At 69.4% G+C, this 24,882-nt stretch carries 22 protein-coding genes; 15 read left to right on the top strand and 7 right to left on the bottom strand.

Features of this window, described 5'->3' with window-relative positions:
• Positions 1–21: 21 nt before the first annotated feature.
• Positions 22–489, bottom strand: a complete 468-nt coding sequence (locus ASF80_RS17455; RefSeq protein ID WP_056313418.1) for an Lrp/AsnC family transcriptional regulator — start codon at positions 487–489, stop codon at positions 22–24.
• Positions 490–589: 100 nt separating this feature from the next.
• Between ASF80_RS17455 and ASF80_RS17450 the strand changes: the two genes are divergently transcribed.
• Entirely contained in the window at positions 590–2,023 is a 1,434-nt protein-coding gene (locus ASF80_RS17450) for a gamma-aminobutyraldehyde dehydrogenase (protein ID WP_056313728.1), read from the top strand.
• A gap of 13 nt (positions 2,024–2,036) precedes the next feature.
• Here ASF80_RS17450 and ASF80_RS17445 read toward each other — a convergent pair whose 3' ends face one another.
• On the bottom strand, positions 2,037–2,564 hold the full coding sequence (locus ASF80_RS17445; RefSeq protein WP_056313416.1) for a GNAT family N-acetyltransferase: 528 nt from the start codon (positions 2,562–2,564) through the stop codon (positions 2,037–2,039).
• Between the two features lie 114 nt (positions 2,565–2,678).
• On the opposite strand from ASF80_RS17445, the gene ASF80_RS17440 reads away from it, so the two are divergent.
• The 3 genes from ASF80_RS17440 to ASF80_RS17430 are packed head-to-tail and all read left to right on the top strand — an operon-like array spanning position 2,679 to position 6,045.
• A complete protein-coding gene (locus ASF80_RS17440; RefSeq protein ID WP_056313413.1) occupies positions 2,679–3,818 on the top strand; it encodes an ROK family transcriptional regulator in 1,140 nt (379 codons plus the stop codon).
• Positions 3,815–4,723 carry a polysaccharide deacetylase family protein gene (locus ASF80_RS17435; RefSeq protein WP_056313411.1) on the top strand — a complete coding sequence of 303 codons (909 nt, stop codon included), beginning with the start codon at positions 3,815–3,817 and terminating at the stop codon, positions 4,721–4,723. Before ASF80_RS17440 ends, ASF80_RS17435 begins: the two co-directional genes overlap by 4 nt.
• Positions 4,720–6,045 carry an MFS transporter gene (locus ASF80_RS17430; RefSeq protein ID WP_056313409.1) on the top strand — a complete coding sequence of 442 codons (1,326 nt, stop codon included), beginning with the start codon at positions 4,720–4,722 and terminating at the stop codon, positions 6,043–6,045. The genes ASF80_RS17435 and ASF80_RS17430 overlap by 4 nt, the downstream gene beginning before the upstream one ends.
• A gap of 2 nt (positions 6,046–6,047) precedes the next feature.
• Here ASF80_RS17430 and galE read toward each other — a convergent pair whose 3' ends face one another.
• The 3 genes from galE to galT form a co-directional block, all read right to left on the bottom strand.
• Positions 6,048–7,025, bottom strand: a complete 978-nt coding sequence (galE, locus tag ASF80_RS17425; RefSeq protein WP_056313407.1) for a UDP-glucose 4-epimerase GalE — start codon at positions 7,023–7,025, stop codon at positions 6,048–6,050.
• A gap of 61 nt (positions 7,026–7,086) precedes the next feature.
• The gene (gene galK, locus ASF80_RS17420; RefSeq protein WP_056313404.1) at positions 7,087–8,283 is read right to left on the bottom strand and encodes a galactokinase; all 1,197 of its coding nucleotides are present in this window, start codon (positions 8,281–8,283) and stop codon (positions 7,087–7,089) included.
• Positions 8,280–9,557 carry a galactose-1-phosphate uridylyltransferase gene (gene galT / locus ASF80_RS17415; protein ID WP_235560038.1) on the bottom strand — a complete coding sequence of 426 codons (1,278 nt, stop codon included), beginning with the start codon at positions 9,555–9,557 and terminating at the stop codon, positions 8,280–8,282. Before galT ends, galK begins: the two co-directional genes overlap by 4 nt.
• 142 nt (positions 9,558–9,699) lie before the next feature.
• Between galT and ASF80_RS17410 the strand changes: the two genes are divergently transcribed.
• The gene (locus ASF80_RS17410) at positions 9,700–10,650 is read left to right on the top strand and encodes a LacI family DNA-binding transcriptional regulator (protein WP_056313726.1); all 951 of its coding nucleotides are present in this window, start codon (positions 9,700–9,702) and stop codon (positions 10,648–10,650) included.
• Between the two features lie 2 nt (positions 10,651–10,652).
• Here the strand turns inward: ASF80_RS17410 and ASF80_RS17405 are convergent, their stop codons facing one another.
• Both ASF80_RS17405 and ASF80_RS17400 read right to left on the bottom strand, forming a co-directional pair.
• A complete protein-coding gene (locus ASF80_RS17405; RefSeq protein ID WP_056313402.1) occupies positions 10,653–11,741 on the bottom strand; it encodes a substrate-binding domain-containing protein in 1,089 nt (362 codons plus the stop codon).
• The gene (locus ASF80_RS17400; RefSeq protein ID WP_056313400.1) at positions 11,738–13,540 is read right to left on the bottom strand and encodes a heparinase II/III domain-containing protein; all 1,803 of its coding nucleotides are present in this window, start codon (positions 13,538–13,540) and stop codon (positions 11,738–11,740) included. Before ASF80_RS17400 ends, ASF80_RS17405 begins: the two co-directional genes overlap by 4 nt.
• A gap of 145 nt (positions 13,541–13,685) precedes the next feature.
• On the opposite strand from ASF80_RS17400, the gene ASF80_RS17395 reads away from it, so the two are divergent.
• The 10 genes from ASF80_RS17395 (at position 13,686) to ASF80_RS17350 (ending at position 24,842) form a co-directional block, all read left to right on the top strand.
• Positions 13,686–15,617, top strand: coding sequence for a DUF2264 domain-containing protein (locus tag ASF80_RS17395; RefSeq protein WP_056313398.1), 1,932 nt, complete (start codon positions 13,686–13,688; stop codon positions 15,615–15,617).
• A 66-nt stretch (positions 15,618–15,683) separates the two neighbouring features.
• Positions 15,684–16,964, top strand: a complete 1,281-nt coding sequence (locus ASF80_RS17390; RefSeq protein ID WP_056313396.1) for an ABC transporter substrate-binding protein — start codon at positions 15,684–15,686, stop codon at positions 16,962–16,964.
• Between the two features lie 69 nt (positions 16,965–17,033).
• A complete protein-coding gene (locus ASF80_RS17385) occupies positions 17,034–17,972 on the top strand; it encodes a carbohydrate ABC transporter permease (RefSeq protein WP_056313394.1) in 939 nt (312 codons plus the stop codon).
• Positions 17,969–18,874 (top strand): carbohydrate ABC transporter permease, encoded by a 906-nt coding sequence (locus ASF80_RS17380; protein ID WP_120493840.1) that lies wholly within the window; start codon positions 17,969–17,971, stop codon positions 18,872–18,874. The genes ASF80_RS17385 and ASF80_RS17380 overlap by 4 nt, the downstream gene beginning before the upstream one ends.
• Positions 18,875–18,877: 3 nt before the next feature.
• Complete coding sequence (locus ASF80_RS17375) at positions 18,878–19,576, top strand: DUF624 domain-containing protein (protein WP_056313389.1); 699 nt, start codon at positions 18,878–18,880, stop codon at positions 19,574–19,576.
• A complete protein-coding gene (locus tag ASF80_RS17370; RefSeq protein ID WP_235560037.1) occupies positions 19,573–20,547 on the top strand; it encodes a hydroxyacid dehydrogenase in 975 nt (324 codons plus the stop codon). Before ASF80_RS17375 ends, ASF80_RS17370 begins: the two co-directional genes overlap by 4 nt.
• A 173-nt stretch (positions 20,548–20,720) precedes the next feature.
• Positions 20,721–21,884 (top strand): Gfo/Idh/MocA family protein, encoded by a 1,164-nt coding sequence (locus ASF80_RS17365; protein WP_056313387.1) that lies wholly within the window; start codon positions 20,721–20,723, stop codon positions 21,882–21,884.
• A 2-nt stretch (positions 21,885–21,886) separates the two neighbouring features.
• Entirely contained in the window at positions 21,887–23,059 is a 1,173-nt protein-coding gene (locus ASF80_RS17360; protein WP_056313386.1) for a dihydrodipicolinate synthase family protein, read from the top strand.
• Positions 23,056–23,919: a sugar phosphate isomerase/epimerase family protein gene (locus tag ASF80_RS17355; RefSeq protein WP_056313385.1), complete on the top strand. Its 864-nt coding sequence runs from the start codon at positions 23,056–23,058 to the stop codon at positions 23,917–23,919. Before ASF80_RS17360 ends, ASF80_RS17355 begins: the two co-directional genes overlap by 4 nt.
• Positions 23,920–24,083: 164 nt before the next feature.
• A complete protein-coding gene (locus ASF80_RS17350) occupies positions 24,084–24,842 on the top strand; it encodes a sugar phosphate isomerase/epimerase family protein (protein ID WP_056313383.1) in 759 nt (252 codons plus the stop codon).
• Positions 24,843–24,882: the final 40 nt, after the last annotated feature.

The following is a 24,882-nucleotide window of genomic DNA, read 5'->3' as shown; positions in this document are numbered from 1 at the left end:
CCTGGTTTCCGGACCCGCGCCTCAGCGCGTGCCCCAGTTGTAGAGGTCTTTGTAGAGGCCGGCGTAGAGCAGGCTCTCGGTGTGCGTGATGCCCGGAATCGTACGGATGCGGGTCGCGATCAGGTCGAGCAGGTGGGTGTCGCTCTCGCACACGGCCTCGACGAGGATGTCGAAGGTGCCGAGCGTGACCACGACATAGGCGAGCTCGGTGATCTTCGTCAGCTCCTCGGCGATGAGCCGCGGGTCGCCGGTGACGCGGATGCCGATCATCGACATGCGGTTGAAGCCGAGCTGCATCGGGTCGGTCACGGCGACGATCTGGATGATGCCGGCCTCGGTCATCCTCTGCACGCGCTGGCGGGCCGCAGCTTCGCTGAGACCGACCTCGCGACCGATCTCGGCGTAGGGACGTCGGCCGTCCTCCTGCAGGAGTTCGACGATCCGCTTCGAGATGTCATCCAGCACAGGTTGCTTCGGCGTGGCGCTCATGTGTCGATATTGACAGGATCGTGCGCTTGAAGCAACTGATTCCATCGTTTGAGTCAGAAGACTCTTCTGTATTCGTGATCCGGTCGCTAACATGGCCGTCATGGCCACAGAACTCCTTCAGAACTTCATCGGCGGGCAGTACGTTCCCGTGAGCGGGCCGGGGCGGATGCCGCTCATCGACCCCGTGACGGAGGAGACGTACGGGGAACTCCCCGTCTCCGACACCTCTGATGTGGATGCGGCCTACGCCGCCGCATCCGCTGCCTTCCCGATCTGGCGTGACACGACTCCCGCCGATCGGCAGCTGGCGCTGTTCCGCATCGCCGACGAGATGCAGGAGCGTGCAGAGCAGTTCGCCGACCTCGAGTCGAAAGACACCGGCAAGCCGCGCGCGAGCCTCGTCACCGACGAGATCCTGCAGTCGATCGACCAGTTGCGGTTCTTCGCCGGTGCGGCGCGCAGTCTTGAAGGCCGAGCCGCGGGGGAGTACCTCGCCGGTCACACGTCGTTCGTGCGCCGCGAGCCGATCGGAGTCATCGGCCAGGTCACCCCGTGGAACTACCCGCTCAACATGGCCGTGTGGAAGATCGCGCCCGCGCTCGCCGCGGGAAACACCGTGGTGCTGAAGCCCGCCGAATCGACGCCGCTGACCACCCTGCTGCTCGCCGAGATCGTCGCGCTGCACACACCCGCCGGCACGCTCAACGTCGTGCTCGGCGACCGCGACACGGGCGTCGCTCTGGTCGAGCATCCGACCCCGCAGATGGTCGCGATCACCGGTTCGGTCCGTGCGGGCATGGCGGTCGCGCGGTCGGCGGCGAATGACGTCAAGCGCGTGCACCTCGAGCTCGGCGGCAAGGCGCCGGCGATCATCTATCCCGACGCGAACCTCGACAAGGCGGCCTCCGGCATCGTCACCGGGGCGTTCTTCAACGCGGGGCAGGACTGCACGGCAGCCACGCGAGTGCTGGTGCACTCCTCGGTGCACGACGAGTTCGTCGCGGCGTTGGTCGAGAAGGCGAAGGCGGATGCCCGGACGGGCGCCCCGCACGAAGAGGGAGTGCTCTACGGGCCGCTCAGCAGCGCCGCCCAGCTCGCCCAGGTGCAGGGCTTCGTCGACCGTCTGCCCGCGCACGCCACGATCGAGACCGGCGGTCGGCGACAGGGAGACACGGGCTACTTCTTCGAGGCGACCATCGTGTCGGGTCTGCATCAGGACGACGAGGCCGTGCAGGGCGAGATCTTCGGCCCGGTGCTGACCGTGCAGTCGTTCGACACCGACGAGCAGGCGCTCGAGATGGCGAACGATGTGCCCTACGCGCTCGCCTCGTCGGTGTGGACGACGGATCACGCCCGCGCGATGCGCTTCTCACGCGACCTCGACTTCGGATGCGTGTGGATCAACACCCACATCCCGTTCGTGTCCGACATGCCGCACGGCGGGTTCAAGCACTCCGGCTACGGCAAGGATCTCTCGCAGTACGGCTTCGACGACTACACGCGCATCAAGCACGTGATGTCGGCTCTCGACTGAGAGCGCTGCCGGGTCAGGAGTCGGCGAGGCGCTTGACCCTGCGGTGCTCCCGCAGACTCAGGCCCGGCCGCTCCTCGACCTTGCTCGCGCCGTCGGCCTCCCAGTCGCGGCGCGCGTAGAACGCGTCGGCGCGCTCGTTGCCGTCGAGCACCCACAGGTAGGCGCGCATGTGCCCTGCGCTCAGGATGCGCTGCTCGGCGGCGTCGAGCAGCGCGCGTCCGACACCTGTCGACCACTCGGCGGGGTCGGCGTAGATCCCGTAGACCTCGCCGTCGCCCGCTCCCTCCTCCTCGCGTCCCGAGCCGAAGGAGGCCCACCCGACGATCTCGCCGTCGCGTTCGGCGACCAGGATGCCGAGGCTGGTGGGCAGCGGATTCACGAAGATGCGGCGCCAGCCCTCGGCGCGGTCGGAGATCGAGAGCCCGTCGAGGGCCTCCTGATCGATGAGCCCGCGATACGCCGCCTGCCAGGAGCGCACGTGCACGCCGGCGATCTGATCGGCGTCGTCGATCACTCCGTCACGGATCACCAGTGTCGTCATCCGACCACTCTAGAAGCGGTGTTCCGGAAGCGCCGTCGAATGTGACGAAGGACCACTCGACCAGTGAGACACGATGTGTCATGCTGGGCGCACGTCGAATCCGGGGGGATCATCATGGCAAGACCACTGGCGGGCCCGCAGACCCTCTTACGCACCCTCAACGGCCGGGCGATCCTCGAGACGCTCGCTCGCCGAGGGCCACTCACACGGAACGCGCTCGTGACCGAGACCGGGCTCTCCCGCACCGCGGTGACGCAGGTGCTGCGGATGCTCGAGAGCGCGTCGGCCGTGGCCCCGGCCGGCGTCGATCGCGAGACGCGGGGACCCGCCGCCGGACGCGTGGCCCTGCATCCGCAGCTCGGACTCGCCGCCGCCGTGCACGTCGACGGCCACGCCGCCCACGTCGTTCTCGTCGACCCGACCGGCGCGGTGCGCGCCGAGCATCACGCGGCGTTCCCGGTGCGGGGCGATCGGGTGGAGCACATCGTCGAGCTCGTCACCGCCTGCCGACGCGTGGTCGCCGGGCCCCTCGAACTCGTGGTGGTCGGCATCCCCGGCATCGTGACGGCCGACGGCGGCATCCGCGACGACCAGGGCCCCGACGGCGGGGCCTTCAAGAACTCCCTGTCGGCGGGGCTCGGCTGCCCGGTGCGCGTCGAGAACGACGTCAACCTAGCGGCTCTCGCCGAACTGACCGCCGGCACCGGCGCGGAGCTCGCCAGCTTCGCGCTGCTGCTCCTCGACGACGGACTCGGAGCAGGCATCGTGATCGACGGCATCCTGCACCGCGGGTTCTCGGGAGTCGCCGGCGAGGTCATGTACCTGCCGCAGACGCCTCTGCCCATCGGTGCCCCTGTGCTCGGCGATGACGTGGTGCGCGACCTCGCACTCGGCAACGGCCGCGACCCCGAGCTCACGATCGATCAGCATCTCGACGCCGCGGCCGCCGGTGACCCTGCCGCGATCGCGATGGCCACCGAGATGGGACGCCGCCTCACCCTCGTCGCCGGCAGCGTCGCCCTCGTGCTCGACCCCGAGGCGTTCATCCTCAGCGGATCCGCCGCGCACCCCGCGATGCTCGACGCGGTCGCCGACTACGCCGAGCAGCTCGCCCCCCAGCTGCCGTTGCGATTCGTGGTGTCGTCGTTCGGACCCGAGGCGCCGCTGGTGGGAGCCGCCGGGGAGGCGGCATCCGCTCTTCGCGCAACCGTCTTCTCTCGTCTTCTCCCCGGTTCGGACAGGAGCAGCAGATGATCTCAGACCTCGCCGACCGGCTCGGACTGCCTCCGGGGGCTCGAGCCGTGATCATCAACGCCGACGACTTCGGCATGTGCCACGCGGCCAACACCGCGATCGTGCAGCTGCTGGATGCCGGGCACATCGACTCCACGACCGTGATGGTGCCGTGCGCCTGGGCGCCGGAGGCGCTGGCGTTCGCCGCCTCGCGCACCGACCTCGACGTCGGCGTGCACCTCGTGCTCACGAGCGAGTGGACCGATTATCGATGGCGCCCGCTCACCGGCACCGGCACGAGCCTGGTGGATGCCGCTGGATACTTTCCGGCCGGAGTCCTCGAGGTCGAAGAGCACGCGTCGACCGACGACGTCACCGCCGAGATCGCGGCTCAACTGCAGGCGGCGCTGGATGCCGGAGTCGACGTCACGCACCTCGACAACCACATGGGGTCGGTCTACGGGCTGCTGACGGGACGCGACTTCCTGGGGCCCGTGTTCGAGCTCGCCGCGCGCCACGGACTGCCGTTCCGACTGCCGCGGAGCATCGAGGGCACCGGCGACGACGCCGCCCTGCAGGAGAAGCTCACGACAGCCTCGGCAGCCGCGGATGCCTTCGGCGTCGTCATCATCGACCGCCTGTGGAGTCATCCGTTCGAGGCCGCACCCGACGAGTCGTACGAACAGGTGCGCGACGGCTTCATCGCGCTGCTGCGCGCGGTGCCCGCCGGGGTGACCGAGATCTACCTGCATCCGATGGTCGACGACGACGAGCTGCGCGCGGCCGTCGACTACGCCGCCGTCAAGCGAGGGCACGAGCTGCGCCTGCTCTCCGACCCTGCGGTGCTGCAGGCGATCGCCGACGAGGGGCTCGTCAGGCTGGGGTGGCGCGACCTGCGCGATCTGCAGCGGAGAGAGAGCGTATGAGTTCGCTGACAACGCGTCTGCGCGACCGGCGGTTGGATGCCGCGCCCACGAGGGCGCAGGCGATCGCGTTCGGAGCATCCGGATTCCCGACCCAGCTCATGGCGCAGACGTTCTCGGCGTTCGTCGTCTACTTCTACGTCACGCACCTGGGCGTCGAGCCGACGTGGGTGGCCGCCGCGATGATCGCGCACGGAGTGCTGAATGCGGTGCTCAACCCCGTGGTCGGGGCGCTGTCCGATCGCATCCGCACGCCATGGGGCCGCCGTATCCCCTGGATCGGACTCGGCATCGTGCCGCTGGTCGTGGCGTTCGCGCTGGTGTGGATGCCGCCGGAACTGCCCGCCGCAGGTCTCATCGTCTGGTTCCTGGTGGTCGTCGCGGTCTACGACATCGCGTTCGTGGTCGTGGTGCTGAACATCTCGGCGCTGTTCCCCGAGATCTTCCGCACCACGGAAGAGCGCGCGCGGGGCAACGTGCCGCGACAGATCTTCGCGATCCTCGGAATGGTGCTGGGCACCGCGGGGGCGCCCGCACTGTACGGATCGATCGGCTGGCCGGGCATGGCGATCGTGCTCTCGGCCGTCTGCCTGGTGCTGCTCGTGTGGTCGTTCTTCGGCGGCATGATCGAGCGCCAGGTGCCCGAGGCGGCGTCCGAGGCGATGCGTTGGGGTGACCAGCTGAAGTACACGTTCGCGAATCGGGCGTTCGTGCCCTACGTGCTCGGTTCGCTGTTCATCCAGACGGCGATCGCCGTGATCCTCGCGGCGATCCCGTTCTATGTGAGGTACTCGCTGGGGGCACCCGAGGGCGAGGGCAGCCTGCTGCTCGGCGCCATCTTCGTCACCGCGATCCCGTCGATCGTGCTGTGGAGCGCCGTCGTGCGGCGCACTTCACCGCGCACGGCGCTGCTGTGGAGCGTCGCCGTCTTCGGCGTCGCGATGCTCGGCTTCGTGCTGCCGTCGACCGTCTTGGCGGCGGCGCTCGTCGGCGTCGCGGTGGGAGTGGGAGTCGGAGGTCTGCTGCAACTGCTCGAGGTGGTGCTCGCCCAGATCATCGACGAGGACGCCACGCGCACCGGCCACCGACGAGAGGGCGCCTACTTCGGGGTCAACGGCTTCGTGGTGCGCGGCTCCGTCGTGCTGCAGGCCGTCGTCGCGGCGGTGGTGCTGACGGCATCCGGCTTCGACGCGTCGCTGGGCGATGCGCAGCCCGAGGCGGTCGACGGCGGCATCCGCGTGATGGTCGCAGTCGTGCCGATGGTCTTCGCCGCCCTCGCCTGGCTCTGCTTCTGGCTCTACCCGATTCGCACCAGAGACCTCTGACGTCAGGAGGCGGACTGACGCGCCTCCCAGCCCGTCCGCACCATCTCGTCGACCGAGTACCGCATCTTCCAGTCGAGGTCGCGGGCGGCGAGCTCGCCGGTGGCGACGATGCGGTCGGGGTCACCGGCACGGCGGGGGCCGATCTCGGGCGTGAAGTCGATGCCGGTGACGCGTGCAACGGCATCCATGATCTGCTTCACGCTCAGGCCGTCGCCGGAGCCGAGGTTGTAGGCCGCCTCGATCGACTCGCCCGCGGCGAGGCGCTTCGCCGCAGCGACGTGGGCGGCGGCGATGTCGCCGACGTGCACGTAGTCGCGCACGTTCGTGCCGTCTTCGGTGTCGTAGTCGTCGCCGTTGATGCGCGGGGTCTTGCCCGCGATCAGCGCCTCGAAGACGATCGGGAAGAGGTTGTGCGGGCTGACGTCGTAGACGGTCGGGTCGGCGGATCCGACCACGTTGAAGTAGCGAAGCGACGTGTGGCGCAGCGGGGTCGCCGAATCGGCGGTCGCGATCGCCTGGTCGCGCAGCAGCCATTCGCCGATGAGCTTGGACTCGCCGTACGGACTCGCCGGCTTCTTGGCGGTGTCCTCGACGACCAGCGCCACATCGGGGGTGCCGAAGACGGCGGCCGACGACGAGAACACGATGTTGCCGACGCCCGCGGCCTCCATCGCCTCGAGGATCACCCGGGTGCCTTCGACGTTCTGCGCGTACGTGTGCAGCGGGCGCTGTACCGAGACGCCCGCGTACTTGAACCCGGCGACGTGGATGACACCGTCGGCGTCGTGATCGCGGAGCGTCTTCTCGACGAGCTCGCGGTCGAGGATCGATCCCTGCACGAACGGCACGCCCTCGGGCACGAACGACGCGACGCCGCTCGAGAGGTCGTCGAGGATGACGGGTGTGAGCCCCGCATCCGCCAGGGCGCGTACGACGTGCGAGCCGATGTATCCGGCGCCGCCGGTCACGATCCAGGACATGGTGCTCCTCAGGTGGTGGAGAGTTCAGTATCTCAGGTCTGGTTCCGCGGACCCGGTCGCGTCAGGCGTCGCGGTGCGCGCCGGCCGACGGGGTGACGGTGAAGATCACCGGAGCGGTGAAGGAGGATGCTGCGAACGCCGCGTTCACGGCATCCGTCACCTGCTGCACGGCATCCTGCTCGATCAGCGCGATGGCCGCGCCGCCGAAACCGCCGCCGGTCATGCGGGCGCCGATCGCACCGGCCGCGAGAGCCGCCTCGACCGCGGTGTCGAGCTCGGGCACCGAGATCTCGAAGTCATCGCGCATCGACGCGTGCGAGGCGACGAGCAGGTCGCCGATCGCGCGGGCTCCCTCTTCGCGCAGCACGCGCACCGTGTCGAGCACGCGCTGGTTCTCGGTGACCACGTGGCGCACGCGACGGAAGGTCACGTCGTCCATGAGCTCCTCGGCGCGGGGCAGGTCGTCGACCGAGACGTCGCGCAGGCTCGGCACGCCCATGATCGCCGCTCCTCGCTCGCAGGCGGCTCGGCGCTCGCCGTATCCGCCGGTCGAGTGGGCGTGCTTGACGCGCGTGTCCATCACGAGGATCGCGAGGCCGGCTTCGGCGATGCCGACCTGCACGAGGTTCGCGTCGAGCGAGCGGCAGTCGAGGAAGATCGCCGCGTCGGGCTCGCCGAGCATCGAAGCCATCTGGTCCATGATTCCGGTCGGGGCGCCGACGGCCTCGTTCTCGGCGCGGCGACCGACCCGGGCGAGGGCGGTGCGCTCGAGGCCGGCCTCCCACAGCTCGTTGAGAGCGGATGCCGTGGCGCCCTCGATCGCGGCAGACGACGAGAGTCCCGCGCCGACCGGCACGTCGGAGGCGATGGCGATGTCGAGGCCTGTGCCGGTGATGACGGCGTCGGAGGCGCCCTCGGCCTGGCGCAGCGCCCACGCGACGCCGAGCGGATAGGCGGCCCACTCGGGAACTGCCGGCGCTTCACCGGTCGGAGTGGGGAACAGCTCGGCGAGCTCGTCGAGGGCGACCTCGACCGGCTCGTCGGCGAAGGTCGAGGCGACGCGGATGCGGCGGTCGTCACGGGGGCCGACGGCTGCGACCGTGCGGTGCGGGATCGCGAACGGGAGCACGAATCCGTCGTTGTAGTCGGTGTGCTCGCCTATGAGGTTCACGCGGCCGGGGGCCGACCAGACGCCGGCGGGGGCATGGCCGGTGAGCTCGGTGAAGAGAGCGGTCGCGGCGTCGTCGGTGGTGGTCATGCGGATGCCTCGTCTGCGGTGTCGGTGCTGTCTGTGGTGTCGCTGCTGTCTGTGGTGTCGGTGCTGTCTGTGTGGGCGGCGTCGGCGCTCTGTGCGTGCGCGGCGTCTGCCTTCGCGATGGCCTCGCGGATGCGAGCGGCACCCTGCTCGGGGGTGACCTCGGCGGCCCAGGCCCACATCGCGGCCTCGGAGCCCGCCAGGAACTTGAGCTTGTCGGCGGCGCGGCGGGGGCTCGTGAGCTGCAGGTGCAGGCGCACGCTGTCACGACCGACGTTGACCGGGGCCTGGTGCCAGGCGGCGATGTAGGGGGTCGGGGTGTCGTAGAGCGCGTCGACGCCGCGCAGCAGACGCAGGTAGAGCGGGGCGAGCTCGTCGCGCTCGGCATCCGTCGTCTCGGCGAAGTCCGGAACGTGGCGGTGCGGCATCAGGTGCACCTCCAGCGGCCAGCGGGCGGCGAAGGGCACGAACGCGGTCCAGTGCTCGCCGCGGAACACGACGCGCTCGGATGCCTGCTCGGACTCGAGGATGTGCTGGAAGAGCTCGGGCGCCGTGCGATCGATCGACTCGAGCACGCGGGTGGTGCGCGGCGTGACGTACGGGTACGCGTAGATCTGGCCGTGCGGGTGGGGGAGCGTGACCCCGATGGCCTCGCCGCGGTTCTCGAACGGGAAGATCTGCTCGATGCCCGGCAGCTTCGAGAGGGCGGCTGTGCGGTCGGCCCAGGCCTCGATCACCGTGCGGGCGCGGGTGACGGACTGGGTGCCGAAGGATCCGGTGTGCTCGGGGCTGAAGCACACGACCTCGCAGCGGCCGACAGACGTGCGGGTGCGGCCGAGGCCGAGAGCCGCGAGGTCGTCGAGCCCGCGGGGAGGGTTGCTCGCCTCGGGGGCGATGCCGGTCCCCTCGGCCAGGGCGGGGCCGAAGGCGGGGGAGCGGTTCTCGAACACCGCGACGTCGTAGAGCGAGGGGACCTCCGACGGGTTGGTCGGCGACTGCGGGGCCAGCGGGTCGGCGTCGGCGCTGGGCATCATGACGCGGTTCTGACGGTTCGCGGCGACCGTGATCCAGTCTCCCGTGAGCACGTCGAGGCGCATCGTGGCGGTCTCGCCGCGAGGGTCGAGGGTGCGGGAGTCGACAGCGCGCTCTTCGCCGAGCGTCGTGTCGGGGTCGTCGAAGTAGATCAGCTCGCGGCCATCGTCGAGCGTGGTCGCGCGCTTGATGATTCCGGCGGAGAGGGTCTCGGTGCGCAACTCAGCAGATTCGGTCGTGTTCACGTAAACATGGTACGCACATCGCCGTGGTAACGTCAACATTGCTGAGTTGTGAACGCGAGATGAGGTGCATGCGGTGGATGACGACCTCGTGCGCGAGCCCAGCAGGCCCCGCCGCCGACGCCCCTCGTCCGGCCGCGTGTCGATGGCGATGGTCGCCTCCCGTGCCGGGGTCTCCGGCCAGACGGTCTCGCGCGTCGTCAACGACAGTCCCCGCGTCGACCCGATCACCCGCGAGCGCGTCGAGAAGGCCATGGTCGAGCTCGGGTATCGGCCCCATCGCGCGGCGCGGGCACTGCGCACCGGCCGCTCGCAGACCATCGGACTCGTCGTCACCACGCTCGCGACGGTCGGCAACTCGCGCATGCTGCAGGCCACGGCCGAGGCCGCAGCCGAGCGTGGCTACGCCCTCACCCTCGTGACCGCGGGCGAGAACGTCGCCGACGCGTTCGAGCGCCTCGCCGAGCAGGAGGTCGACGGCGCCATCGTGCTGAACGAGGCCTCGGCCCTGATGCCGGCGGCCGAGCGGCCGGCCGGACTGCGGCTCGTGGTCGTCGACGCCCCGGGGGCGGCCGACCTCGCCGTCGTGCACAGCGACCATGTCGGCGGTGCCTCCGCAGCGACCGCGTATCTGCTGGCCCTCGGACACGAGACCGTGCACCATCTCGCGGGCCCTGTCGATTCGTTCGCCGCGTCCGAGCGCGAGCGCGGCTGGCGTGAGACCCTTCTCGCCGCGGGCCTCGAGCCCCCGATGATCGTCCGTGGTGACTGGTCTGCTGAAGCCGGGTTCGCTGCGGGCGACGCGCTCGGCGCAGCATCCGCCGTCTTCTGCGCCAACGACCAGATGGCGCTGGGACTGCTGCGCGCGCTCGCCCAGGCGGGGCGCCGGGTTCCCGACGACGTCAGCGTGATCGGCTTCGACGACGTGCCGGATGCCGCCAACTATCGCCCGCCGCTGACCACGATCCGTCAGGACTTCACCGCTCTCGCGCACCGCGCAGTCGACCTGCTCGTCGCCGAGATCGAGGGCACGCCGGGTGCGGAAGCATCCGCTGTGGTGCCGACGCTCCTGGTCGAGCGGGCCAGCACCCGCTGACGTCAGGCCGGAGGCGCCGACGACTCCCTGGCGTGCATCGTCGGGCTCAGCGACACGCGATGCACCGGACGCGTGGGGTCGGCGATGCGCTTGGCGAGAAGGTCGATCGCGGCGGCTCCGACGGCGGCACGCGGAGGGCTGACCGCGCTGAGTGCGGGGGTGAACAACTGAGCGACCTCGTCGTCGTAGGCGACGACCGAGAGGTCTTCGGGCACCGAGAGCCCGCGGTTCAGGGCGATGTCGATGAACGCCATGGCCTCCGGGTCGGAGTGGATGAGCAGTCCCGTCACTCCGGCGTCGAGTGCCTTGTCGATGGCGGCGTTGACGGCGGTCGCGAAGCCCGGCCCGTTGCGGTCCGGGAAGAGGCTCTCGAAGTGGTCGTCCGGTGCGAGCCCGAGTTCCTCGCAGGCCGTCGCCCATCCGGTGACGATCTTGCGGCCGGTGGGCGATTCCCGCGACAGGATGAGGCCGATGCGACGGTGGCCGAGGCTGGCGAGGTGGCGTGCGGCGAGCACGGCGCCCAGGGCGTGGTCGGTGGTGACGTTCTCGACGGGCGCGCGGTCGGGGAGCACCACGGCGTCGCGCTCGACGAACACCGCCGGAACGCCGGAGGCGTCGAGCCACTGCACCACGTCCTGCGCGTGGGTCACGTCGGGGTTGGGCGCGACGATCAGTCCGCGGATGTCGTCGGAGGCGATGAGGCGCTCGAGTACCGGGCGCTCGTCCTGCAGCTCGTACGAGGCTCCGCGCAGCACCAGGCGAAGCCCGCGCTTGCGTGCCTCGGCCTCCATGCCCCGTACGACGCCCGGCCAGTAGTACGCGAGCGACGGCACCAGCACGCCGATCGCACCGCCGACCTGCGCGGGCACCGGCTCCTCCGCATCCGGCGTCTGCGCCGAGACGGCGCCGCCGTGCACCCGCTCGAGACGCCCTTCCTCTTCGAGCTGCTGAAGGTCGCGACGCAGCGTCACGGGCGCGACCCCGAGCTCTTCGGTCAGGCGCGAGACCCGCACGATCCCGTCGCGTTCGAGGGCGGCGAGGATGTGCGCGTGACGCGCGGGCGCGAGCGGAGCGTGCTGCTGATCGGTCATCGGTCGTCCTCGCTGTCACCCGTCCCCGGGGTGGCGTCGTCTCTTTCTACCGTGATCCACGCGCGATCGTGCGCGCTCACGTCCAGTTCGATGCGGGTGAGTCGCTCGCCCCACACATCGCTCAGCATCGGGTCGTCGAGCAGGCGCACCGTGTGAGCGGAACGGATGCCGGCGGCCCACCGGATCACGACGGGCGTCGCCCCGTCGAGCGGCACGACACGAATGCCGTCATCGAGGGCGGATACGGTGCCGGCGACGACGAGGTTGAGGGTGGTCGGGCCGTCTGAGAGGGGGCCGTGCCACGCGTCGGAGACCCGCACGACCCTCTCCGTACGGTCGAGGGCGGCGGTCCGCCGCCACGCGAGCTCGTCGAGCGCGTACGTGGCGCCGAGGTCGAGCGACAGCGACGACACGGCATCCGTCACCGAGGCCTCGACCTCGGATGCCGCGAACTCCCGCCCCGGCGACTGATCGACGCCGGCGATCGTGGGGGTGTTGTGCCACGCGCTCTGCATGGTCCAGATCTCGTATCGGTCGGGCCCGAACGTGGCCTTCGTGTACGTCGGACGCCCCGCGTCGACGATCACGGGAACCCCGTCGGACGTCACGATGAACGAGCCGACGTCGTTGTGGTTGTGGTGCTCGGCGTTGTGCCCGCCCTTGACCACGAGGCCGAGACCAGCGGCCGATCCTGCCTGTTCGCGGGCGAGCAGCACCTGCGTCGAGGGCAGCCACACGTCCCGCGGCAGGGGAGAGGCGGCGGGGGCAGCGGCGAGCCAGTCGGCATCGGTCAGCTCCTGCACGAGACGCCCGAGACCGGCGAACTCCGACGGAGGTGCGGCGCGGTGCGAGGCGGCGTGGGCCGCGGCATCCGCATCGCCGATCCGTCGGGCGGCGCGGTGCAGGGCATGCCAGGGGAGATCTGCAGGCGGGCGAGCCTGCCCGTCTGCGAGGTTGGCGTACCAGTCGCCGCCGAGGTGGCAGCGATGCGGAAACGCGACGGTCTCGCGCAGGCCGACGAGGTCGCGGCGCGAGCGGTCCGTCGCGTACTCGAGCAGGTCGAGCGCCTCGAGCGCGCGGCAGGCCCCGTTCCACCAGTACGAATAGCCCTCGTCGATCGCGCCGTCGTCGGGCAGCGAGACGAGGTACCGGTCGAGTCCCTCGACGACCAGGTCGATGAGGTGGTCGGGGTGCTCGTGCAGTTGCACGGCCGCGGTGAGGACTGCCGAGTGGATCCACGGATTCCAGTTGTGCACATCGCCGTCGAGGCCCAGCCAGTGCCAGTCGCGGCGCTCGATGAAGGGACGGAAGACGCGCACCTGCGCCTCATGCCGGATGCGGGAGCGGATGCCGGGGGCGCGGGCATCGAGCTGCGTGCCGAGCACATGGTCGATCCACGCGAGCTGGGCGACGACCTCACCGGCGCCGAGGTCGAGGAAGGGATCGGTGACGGTAGCGAGCACGCTGCCGTGCCTGTCGAACGTGTCGTCGTGGGCCGGCCAGCACCATGAGCTCTGCTCGCACAGCAGCTGCACCCCGTCGACGACCTCGTCGATCCACTGATCGTCGAGAGTCACGGCCGCGGCGACGACGGCGCGACTGAGTCGGTGCTGGCGGGCGAAGGCCGGATTCTCCCAGGGGACGCGATCGCCGTCTCGGTGCACGCGGGCTGCCTGACTGGCGAGAGGCTGCGGCCAGGCCGTGCCGAGGTCGGCGTCGGCGCGGGCGCGCAGATCGGCCGCATCGATGTGCGACCAGGCGGCGCGATCATCGGCGGTCGGCGCGGGGAGCGTGTTCACGCACTCAGCATAACTGATCGAAAATGATCGATCTAGCTTTATTTAAGTCTTGTCTTGATCGAAATGCGGTGATAATCTCCCAACGATCGCAAAGAGACGGCATCCGTCGCGGTCCATCTCGAAGCAGTCTTCAAAGGAGAACCCTGTGGCGTACGAGCGCACCGGTGCAGCGACCGCTGTGAGCCCCCGTGATTCGGAGTGGTCTCGCGACGATCTGATCGCGTACGCCGACCGACTGCTCGCGGCCGTGCGTCCGTGGGCTTCCGAGAACAACGCCCGCATCACCCTGCCCGGCGCCTCGGGCGGATACGGCATCGATGTCGACGGCCTCGAGGGATTCGTGCGCAGCTTCCTGCTCGCGGGCTTCCGTATCGCGGGGGCACGCGGCGACGGGGTCGACGACCTCATCGACTTCTACTCGCGCGGCATCGTGGCCGGGGTCGATCCTGCGAGCCCCGACCGGTGGGTGCGACTCGACGAGCATGCACAGGCCAAGGTCGAGGCGGCGTCGATCGCCCTGATCCTCGACATGACGCGCCCCTGGATCTGGGATCGCCTCGACGAGACCACTCAGCACCGCATGATCGACTACCTCGCCCCCGTCGTGGGCGACGACAGCTACCCGAAGAACAACTGGCTGTGGTTCCGCGTCGTCGTGCAGACCTTCCTGCGCTCGGTGGGCGGCCCGTGGTCGCAGGCCGACATCGATCAGGACCTCGCGCAGCACGACTCGTTCCTCCGCGAGGGCGGGTGGATCTCCGACGGCGACGACCGCTCGTACGACCACTACGTCGGCTGGGCCCTTCACCTCTACCCTGTGCTGTGGTCGCGGATGCAGGGCGCCACCGAGCTCGCGGGCGGTCGGACCGCGGGCGATCTCGCCCGCCTCGACACCTTCCTGCAGGACGCGATCGCGCTCGTCGGTGCCGACGGTGCTCCGTTGATCCAGGGTCGCAGCCTCGTCTACCGCTTCGCCGCGGCAGCCCCCTACTGGGCCGGCGTCATCGCCGAGGTCCCGTCGGTCCCGGCCGCGCAGCTGCGCCGCGCGGCATCCTCCATCGTCCGCCACTTCGCCGAGAACGGCGCCCCCAATGATCAGGGGCTCCTCGACCTCGGGTGGCACGACGAGTGGCGCCGGCTCGCGCAGAACTACTCCGGCACCGGATCCCCGTACTGGGCATCGAAGGGCCTGCTCGGCATCGCTCTCCCCGCTGACCACCCGGTGTGGTCGGCGCCCGCCGAGCGGCTGCCCGTCGAGAGCGCAGACGTCCTCCGGGTCGTCGAAGCCCCCGCGTGGATCATCTCCGCGACGAGCGACGACGGCATCGTCCGGGTGATCAACCACGGAGCCGACCACGCCCGACCCGGTGACCTCGTCGGGGACTCGCCGCTCTACGCGCGCCTCGGCTACTCGACGGCTGCGAGCCCGCTGCTGAACGGCGACGCCTGGGCAGAGCCGCTCGAGCAGTCGGTCGCACTGCTGCACGCCGACGGCCGGGCGACGCATCGTGCCGGCATGCGCGTGCAGGGCATCCGGCGCGACGGGGATGCGGCGATCGCCGGGTCCGAGGCGACCGCGCACTGGATCGCACCGGACGCGACCCAGACCCGACACGGCTCCGGCATCACGGGCGAGGTCGAGATCGCGGGCACCGTCACCACCTGGTCGATCGTGCGCGGTGCATGGGAGGTGCGAGTCGTGCGCATCGACCGGATCGAGGCGGATGCCGCCCCCACCGCCCTGCGCATCGGAGGCTGGGCGCTCGCCGCAGATGCCGTCGACGACACCGTCTCCGAGAACGTGGCCGCCGCGAGCGCCCGCGGTCGCCACAGCACCATCGCCGCACTCACGCCCGGGGGAGCGCCCTCGATCGAGAACCGGCGCGACGCGAGCCCGCTCGGCGCAGCCGCCTCCGTGCCCGTCGTCACGTACCCGGTGTCGACGGGTGAGTGGATCGCGACCGCGGTGCACCTGTCCGACCGCGCCGCGGCATCCGCCCCCACCGTCCGCATCGACGGCGACGACGTCGCCGTCGTGTGGCCCGATTCCACCACCACCGAACACCGGCTCGCCTGAGCCGTCATCCCGACCCGTCATCCCGCCCCATCCGGGCACCCGCCATTGCAAAGGAGCAGTATCCCCATGAACCGCAAGATCCTCGCCGCCGGCAGCATCGCCGCCGTCGCGGCCCTCGCCCTCGCAGGCTGCTCCGGCAGCAGCGACGCCGGAGAGAGCACCGACCCCGACGCCCCCGTCACGCTCACGCTCTCGGGCTGGAGCATCGACACCACCCCCGAGTTCCAGACGCTCGCCGACGCGTTCACCAAGGACCACCCGAACGTCAAGATCGAGCTCAAGGAATACGACGCGGCCGAGTACAACACCCTCGTCACGGCCGACCTCGCCGCAGGGTCCGGCCCCGACATCATCACGCAGAAGGAGGTCAAGTACGTCACGACCTTCCAGGAGGGAGGCCAGCTGCTCGACGTCTCGGACGTGGCGCTGCCCGACGGCATCAGCGGCGCGGACTCCTACGAGGTCGACGGCGCCGCCTACGCCGTGCCGTACCGCCAGGACTCCTGGGTGCTCTTCTACAACAAGGCGCTCTTCGAGGCGGCCGGCGTCGCCGAGCCCGACGGATCGTGGACGTGGGATGACTACGCGGATGCCGCGGAGGCGCTCACCACCGACGCCTCCAAGGGCACGTACCTGCACCGCTGGCAGTCGACCGTGCAGGGCTTCGCGAACGCGCAGACCGACACCAGCGTGCTCGACGGCGACTTCAGCAACATGAAGGACTACTACGACAACACGCTCGCGCTGCAGGATGCCGGCGACCAGGTCGACTTCAACACCTCGACCGCCAACCAGCTCACCTACCAGGGCGAGTTCGGCACGCAGAAGGCCGCAATGATGCTGATGGGCACCTGGTACACCGCGACGCTCATCGCGCAGCAGGCATCGGGCGAGGCGAACGACTTCGAGTGGGGCATCGCGCCCGCACCGCAGCTCGACGAGAAGACCACGGGCACCGACAACACCCCGGTGACGTTCGGCGACCCGACGGGCTTCGGCATCAACGCGAACATCGACTCCGCCAAGGTCGACGCCGCCAAGGAGTTCCTCGAGTTCGCCGCATCCGAGGAGGGCGCGCAGGCTCTCGCCGAGATCGGGATCACCCCGGCGCTCACGAACGACGCCGTCGTCGAGTCCTACTTCGCGGTCGAGGGTGCGCCGACGGACGATCTGTCGAAGTTCGCCTGGTCGACGCACGAGGTGCTCCCCGAGAACCCCACGTCGAGCAAGACGGCGACGATCCAGGGGATCCTCGCCGACCTGCACACCGCCGTCATGTCGGGATCGACCTCGGTCGACGACGCCATCAAGACGGCCGAGGACCGCGTGAAGAACGAGGTCGGCTGATCCACTCGGGGGTCGGCCGCCGGCCGGCCCCCGACATCGCCCTCGCGCAGCATCCAGGAGACGAGAGACATGACCACCACCGAGGCCCCGAGCCGCGACGCGGCCCCGCCGCAGACGAAGCTGCCCCGCAGACGCTCGGCACTGCGTCGCCGCAATGCCCTGATCGGCTGGAGCTTCATCCTGCCGAACTTCATCGGATTCGGGTTCCTGACCCTGCTCCCGGTGCTGATCCTCTTCTACATGGCGTTCACGAACTGGAACGTGTTCGGCAAGGCCGACTGGGTGGGGTTCGCGAACTTCCAGCGCCTGATGGGCGACGGCAGCTTCCACATCGCGTTCTGGAACACCATCTACTACTCGGTGATGCACATCCCGCTGACGATCGTCGTCTCGCTCGGGCTCGCACTGCTGCTCAACAACAAGCTGCGCGGCGTCGCGTTCTTCCGCACCGCCGCCTTCTTCCCCTACATCACCTCGATCGTCGCGATCGCCGTGGTGTGGAACCTGCTCTTCAGTCCCGACTACGGGCCCATCAACGAGGTGCTCCGGGCGATCGGCATCTCCGAGCCTCCCGGCTGGCTCACGTCATCGGAGTGGGCGATGCCCGCCGTCGTGATCGTCAGCACCTGGCGGGACATGGGCTACTACATGATCCTGTTCCTGGCGGGCCTGCAGACCGTGCCGCGTGAGCTGCACGAAGCCGCGCGCGTCGACGGCGCCAACGTGTGGCAGCGCTTCACGAACGTCACGATCCCCTCGCTGCGGCCCACCATGTTCTTCGTCACCGTGATGCTCACCATCAACTCCTTCAAGATCTTCGACCTCATCCTCGTCATGACCGACGGCGGCCCCGGCCAGTCGACCCTGGTGCTGTCGCAGTTCATCTACAAGAAGGGCTTCGAGGAGTCGCAGTTCGGCTACGCGTCCGCCGCCGCGGTGGCGCTGTTCTTCCTCTGCATCCTCGTGACCATCGGCCAGTTCCTCTGGAACAAGAAGCGGAGCGCATGATGACCGAGACCCAGGTCCTCGTCACCGGGGGAACGCTGCGCAAGCTCAGCGACCCCGCCCCCGTCGGCCGCGCGCGCACCAGGCTGACGGTCGGTCGCACGCTCGGCTACATCGCCCTGATCATCGCGGCGGTCGGCCTGCTCGCACCGTTCTTCTGGATGGTCATGAGCTCGCTGAAGAACGCCAACGAGGTGTTCTCGGTGCCCGTCGTCTGGGTACCCGAGACGTTCGTGTGGCAGAACTACATCGACATCTGGACGAAGTCGAACATGCTCGTCTGGATCCGCAATACCCTGTTCCTGGCTGTCAGCGTGACGTTCCTCCAGGTGCTGACCGGATCGTTCGCCGCCTACGGCTTCGCGCGCATGAAGTTCGCCGGCCGCGACATCCTGTTCCTCGTCTACATCGGCACGATCGCTGTGCCGTGGCAGTCGTACATGATCCCGCAGTTCATCCTGCTGTCGAATCTGAAGGTGTCGAACACGCTGTGGGCGATCATCCTGCTCCAGGCGTTCGGCGCCTTCGGGGTGTTCCTCATGAAGCAGTACTACGAGACCATCCCGGAAGAACTCAGTGAGGCCGCGCGCCTCGACGGGCTCAGCGAGTACGGCATCTGGCGGCGCATCATGCTGCCGCTGTCGGTGCCGGCCATCGCGAGCCTCACCCTGCTCACGTTCGTGAACACCTGGAACGACTACCTCGGGCCGCTCATCTATCTGCGCAACCCCGACCTGTGGACGATCCAACTCGGACTCAAGAGCTTCGTCTCGAACCTCTTCGACACGAACTATGCGCTGCTGTTCGCCGGACTCACGATCTCGGTCGTGCCCATCGCGATCATCTTCCTGCTCGGGCAGAAGTACTTCGTCGAGGGCATCGCCACCAGCGGGCTGAAGGGCTGACCGATGAAGCGCATCTCACATGACGCCTGGGCCACGATCCTCGGAGTCGTCTACCTGGGCCTGATGGTCAACTTCCTCGTGCTCGTCGCGGCGTCACCTCTCGTGGTGCTGCTGATCACGACCGATCCCGCGCTGTCGTGGCCGCTGCTGGCGCTCGCGGCTCCGCTGGTCGCTCCGGCGCTGACCGGTGCATTCACGGCGTTCCGCGAGTTCGGCCGTGGCGAGCCCCAGGTGGTGCGCTCGTTCCTCCGGGGCTGGAAGGCCACGGCGCGCAAGGGCCTGCTGATCGGCGCGGTGGTGACGGCATCCGTGGTGGTGCTGCTCGTCGACGTGCGCGCGGTCAGTGCGTCGCCCGCCTCGGTCATGATCGTCCCGGTGCTCGGTCTGCTCACCGTGATCGCGGTGGCGACCGCTCTGGTGGCGCTCGTCGCGCTGGCCGAAGAGCCGGGTGCGCGGATGCGCGACATCGTCAAAGCCGCGCTCTACCTGTGCGTGCGGCGCTGGTACCTCACGGCGCTGTCGCTCGTCGTCCTCGGTGTGCAGATCGGACTGTTCACCACGATGCCCGCGATCGCGATCGGCCTGACCTGCGCGCCTGCCCTCTACGTGGCGTGGGCGAACAGCCGCTACACACTGCGGCCCGTGCTCGATGTCGACACCGCACGCGATTCCGACATCGTGCTCGAAGGAGTGCGCGCGTGACCGTTCGCACCGCGATGAGTCCCGAGGTGTTCGCTCTGCTCTTCGATGAGGCGCGTCTGCAGCGCCTGCGCGCGCTGGCTCCGTCGCCGCAGCTGGCGATCGATGGGGGAGACCTCGCCGACACCGAGATCCTGCTCACCTCGTGGGGAGCCCCGCGTCTCGACGCCGAGCTCCTCGACCGGATGCCGCGGCTGCGCGCCGTGGTGCATGCGGCGGGCAGTGTGCAGCAGCTGGTGTCCGACGAGCTGTGGGAGCGGGGGATCACCGTCACCTCGGCCGCCGACGCCAACGCCGTACCGGTCGCCGAGTACACGTTCGCGACGATCATCCTCGCCTTCAAACGTGCCTTCGTGCACATGCGCTCGCCGTCGACCGTGGTCGAATGGCGCGACCTGGTCGGCTCGACCCGCTACGGCAGCGTCGGTCGCACGGTCGGCATCGTCGGGTTCTCACGGATCGGACGCCGGGTGGTGCGGATGCTGGGGCAGCTCGACGGCATCCGCATCATCGTCGCCGACCCGTTCGTCGCCGCGCAGGCGGTGGCCGACGCCGGTGCGGAGCTGCTGCCCCTCGACGACATGCTCGGACAGGTCGACGTGCTCTCTCTGCACGCGCCTGCGCTGCCCGAGACCCGGCACATGATCGGCGCGGCCGAGCTTGCGGCGCTCCACGACGGCGCCACCGTGATCAACACGGCTCGGGGGTGGATCCTCGACCACGATGCGCTGCTCGCCGAGTGCGAGTCCGGACGACTGGATGCCGTGCTCGACGTCACCGAGCCCGACCCGCTGCCGACCGATTCGCCGCTGCGAACGCTGCCGAACGTCGCTCTGACCCCTCATATCGCCGGGTCCATGGGCAACGAGGCGCGGCGCCTGGCCGACTCGGCGCTCGACGACGTCGAGGCGCTGCTGCACGGCGGGGTGCCGTCGCAGGTGATCACGCGTCTCGACATGGAGCTGAGCGCATGAGGGCGGGTGTCGGGTGGAGTCAGACCTGGTAGATCCGGAGAGCGTTTTCCGCCTGCGCTTGCGCACCGGCTCGCGGCATGGCATGCTGTCGGAAAGCGCTTACCCGCACTGAATGGCACACACGAGTTTCCCCGCAGAGCATGCGGGATCTGAGAGAAGAGAACGGACCAGCAATGTCACAGGCGACAACCCGCGAGATCGGGATCATCATGAACGGCGTCTCCGGGCGCATGGGCTACCGCCAGCACCTCGTGCGCTCGATCCTCGCGATCCGCGACGCGGGCGGCATCGAGCTGCCCGACGGATCCCGCATCACGGTGAAGCCCCTGCTGGTCGGCCGCAACGAGGCCAAGCTCGCCGAGCTCGCCGCGAAGCACGGCATCGAGGACTACACGACCGATCTCGACGCGGCGCTCGCCGACCCGAAATGGGAGATCTACGCCGACTTCCTCGTGACCAAGGCCCGTGCCTCGGCCCTCCGCAAGGCGATCGCCGCAGGCAAGGCCATCTACACCGAGAAGCCCACCGCCGAGTCGCTGGAAGAGGCTCTCGAGCTCGCGCGTCTCGCCGATGAGGCCGGCGTCAAGACCGGCGTCGTGCACGACAAGCTCTACCTGCCGGGTCTGCAGAAGCTCAAGCGCCTGATCGACTCGGGCTTCTTCGGCCGCATCCTGTCGGTGCGCGGCGAGTTCGGATACTGGGTGTTCGAGGGTGACTGGCAGCCCGCGCAGCGCCCGAGCTGGAACTACCGCACCGAAGACGGCGGCGGCATCATCGTCGACATGTTCCCGCACTGGAACTACGTGCTCGAGAACCTGTTCGGCGAGGTCAAGAGCGTCTACGCGCAGGCTGCCGTGCACATCGCCGACCGCTGGGACGAGAACGGCGAGCACTACACCGCCACCGCAGAGGACGCCGCATACGGCATCTTCGAGATCGAGGGCGGCATCGTCGCCGAGATCAACTCCAGCTGGACGGTGCGCGTCAACCGCGACGAGCTCGTCGAGTTCCAGGTCGACGGCACTCACGGATCGGCTGTCGTCGGACTCTTCGGCGCCAAGATCCAGCCGCGCAACGCGACGCCGAAGCCCGTGTGGAACCCGGACCTCGAAGACAGCCACGACTACGACACCGACTGGCAGAACGTGCCCACGAACGACGTCTTCATCAACGGCTTCCGTCAGCAGTGGGAGGAGTACCTGATCTCGTTCGTCGAGGGCACGAAGTACCCCTTCGACCTGCTCTCGGGTGCCCGCGGCGTGCAGTTCGCCGAGGCCGGTCTGACCTCCAGCGCCGAAGGCCGCAAGGTCGCTCTCTCGCCGCTGACGCTGGGCTGAGCATGACCACTCTCCGACTTCTCGATGCCGCGGGCGCGGTGACGGATGCCGAGCTGCGCGAGGGTGGCGGGTACTCCCGTCCGGCCTCGCCGCTCGTGAGCCGTGTCGCGTACGCCGCCGCCCACGTGGTGCCGAAGGTGCACGCCGACAACACCCCGGGGCAACCTGCCGACATCGACTGGGACTCGACGCTCGCGTTCCGCCGCAATGTCTACTCGTGGGGTCTCGGCGTCGCCGACGCCATGGACACCGCGCAGCGCAACATGGGCCTCGACGCCGCCGCGACGCGTGAGCTCATCTCGCGCAGCGCCGAGGTCGCCCGTGAAGAGGGCGGCTCGGTCGTGGTCGGCGTCAACACCGATCACGTCGCCGAGTCGCACATCTCGCTCGACCAGGTGATCGACGCCTACAAGGAGCAGCTGCACTTCACCGAGGAGCAGGGGGCAGGGCCGGTGCTCATGGCCTCGCGTCACCTGGCTCGCGTCGCCGAGAACGCCGACGACTACCGTCGCGTGTACCGCGAGGTGCTCTCGTCGGCCACGGTGCCGGTCGTGCTGCACTGGCTCGGGACCGCGTTCGACCCGGAGCTCGCCGGCTACTTCGGAGCGGATGACTGGCAGACGGCATCCGCTGTGCTGCTCGACGTGATCGCTGAGAACCCCGACGTTGTCGCGGGCGTGAAGATGAGCCTGCTGAACGCCGAGTCCGAGATCTCGGTGCGCGAACGCCTTCCGCAGGGCGTGCGCATGTTCACCGGAGACGACTTCAACTACGTCGGCCTGATCGGCGGCGACACCGTGGGCCAGGGCGATGGACACTCCGACGCGCTGCTCGGCGCGTTCGCGGCGATCACCCCGGTGGCGTCCGCGGCGATCCAGGCGCTGGACGGCGGAGATCCCGCGCGCTATCTCGAGATCCTCGGTCCGACAGAAGAGCTCAGCCGTCAGGTGTTCGCGGCTCCGACGTTCTATTACAAGACGGGCGTCGCCTTCCTCGCGTGGCTCAACGGGCACCAGCCCGCGTTCCAGATGGTCGGCGGGCTGCACTCGGCGCGCAGCCTCCCGCACCTCAGCCGCATCGTCGAGCTGGCGAACGCCTCGCTCGCACTCGAGAACCCCGAACTCGCGCGCGAGCGCTGGCACGGGATGCTGCGCCTGAACGGAGTGGACCTGTGACCGTCGATCCTCGCCTGTCGATCAATCAGGCCACTGTCAAGCACGCCGACCTCGCGACCGCGCTGCGGGTGACGGCGGATGCCGGCATCCAGGCGATCGGTCTGTGGCGCGAGCCCGTGAACGAGGTCGGGCTCGACGTCGCGGCGCGCATGCTCGCGGACTCGGGTCTGCGGTTCACGACACACTGCCGTGGTGGCTTCTTCACGCTCCCCGAGGGGCCGGAGCGCGTCGCCGCACTCGACGACAACCGCCGCGCGATCGAGGAGACCGCAACCCTCGCCGCCGCGGGAGCCGACGGATCGACGGCCGTGCTCGTGCTCGTCGCCGGGGGACTGCCTGCCGGCTCGCGCGACCTGATCGGCGCGCGTGAGCGGGTGCGCGACGCGATCGGCGTGCTCGCGACCGACGCGAAGGCGGCGGGCGTGACGCTCGCGATCGAGCCGCTGCATCCGATGTATGCGTCCGACCGCGCCGTCGTCTCGACCCTCGGCCAGGCGCTCGACATCGCCGCCGACTTCGACGCCGATGTGGTCGGCGCGGCGGTCGACACGTTCCACATCTGGTGGGACCCGCAGGTGCTCGAGCAGATCGCCCGCGCCGGCCGAGAGGGCCGCATCGCGACCTATCAGGTGTGCGACTGGAAGACCCCGCTCGCCGCCGACGTGCTGCTGTCACGGCACTACACCGGCGACGGCGTGATCGACTTCGGCTCGCTCACCCGTGCGGTGATCGAGACCGGATACGACCGCGACATCGAGGTCGAGATCTTCAACGCCGACATCTGGGCGGATGCTCCCGAGAACGTCGTGCGACGCACGGCCGAGACTTTCGGGGCCGCGGTCTCGCCGCATCTGCGCTGACGGGACGTGCCGGGGCTGACCGGGCGACAGTCGCGGACTGCGCCCGGTCAGACTCCGGCATCCGTGTGTCTCCAGTCATCCGTGTGCCTCCGGCACCACTAGGCGGAGATCGGTCGCAAGGCAACCCCCGAGACGCCCTGCCGCCCCCTTGAGAGGATGAACCCATGACGAAGATCCGACCCGGGCTCTGCTCGGTGACCTTCCGTTCGCTCGAGGCCGAGGAGGTCATCGGACTCGCAGCCGAAGCCGGGCTCGAGGTCATCGAGTGGGGTGCCGACGTGCACGTGCCGGTCGGCGACATCGAGCGGGCAGCGCAGGTCGCCACGGACACGGAGGATGCCGGGCTGACGTCGTGCTCGTACGGGTCGTACTTCCGGGCAGGGGCCGATGAGGTGCTCACGCCCGTCCTCGACAGCGCCGAGGCGCTCGGAGTCGACCGGGTGCGCGTCTGGGCCGGGCATCTCGGGTCGTCGGAGGCGTCGGACGAGCACTGGGCCGACGTCGTCTCCCGGATGCGCGATGCGGCAGCCGAAGCGGAGGAGCGGAGCATCGGCCTGGCCCTCGAATTCCACTCGGGCACGCTCGCCGACACGGCTCCGACCACACTGCGACTGCTCGCCGACGTGAACAGCCCGGCACTCAGCACCTATTGGCAGCCGACGGTCGCCGCGACCGTCGACACCGTGCTCGGCGAGTACCGCGACCTCGCCGCGCACACGACCGCAGCGCACGTCTTCTCCTGGTGGCCCACGCAGGAGCGCCTGCCGCTTCGGGCGAGGGATGCACTGTGGACGCGCTTCTTCGCCGAGGCGCTGGCGTCCTCTCGGCCGCCCAGGGATGCACTGCTCGAGTTCGTCCCCGGTGACGACCCGGCACTGCTGCGGGGCGAGGCCGCGGCTCTCCGCTCCTACCTGTCGATCTGAGGCCCGGTGCCCGCCCTGACGCGCCGCTGCGCGATGCCTC

It is taken from the genome of Microbacterium sp. Leaf159, from assembly GCF_001423615.1.
In the GTDB taxonomy this organism is placed as follows: Bacteria; Actinomycetota; Actinomycetes; order Actinomycetales; family Microbacteriaceae; genus Microbacterium.
This window is presented reverse-complemented; position numbering and strand designations above follow the sequence as displayed.